At 35.5% G+C, this 245-nt stretch carries 1 protein-coding gene; it reads right to left on the bottom strand.

Translation table 11 applies throughout. From position 1 onward, the window contains the following. A partial coding sequence (locus tag JFU56_RS22670) for a hypothetical protein (protein ID WP_198439461.1) occupies positions 1–245 on the bottom strand: 245 nt, incomplete at both ends.

Below are 245 nucleotides of genomic sequence, written 5' to 3'. Positions count from 1 at the left end.
AAACGTGCGGCGTTAATTGTGCTCGTTGAATTTACACGACCTTTGAACTCGGTATTTCCAACAAAAGAATTCGAACCTTTGAACTCATTATTACCGTTAAGTTTACTGTATATATCACTCAGTTTTTTTCCGTTATCGTAAAACACACCATTTTTATCAATAACCGTTGTACCGCCTACTTTGATACCTTGATCAGCATTAAGTAAACCTGACACAGTTAAGTTTTTTTCAAATTCGGCGTTTTC

The sequence above is a fragment of the Moritella sp. F3 genome, assembly GCF_015082335.1.
Taxonomy (GTDB): domain Bacteria; phylum Pseudomonadota; class Gammaproteobacteria; order Enterobacterales; family Moritellaceae; genus Moritella.
This window is presented reverse-complemented; position numbering and strand designations above follow the sequence as displayed.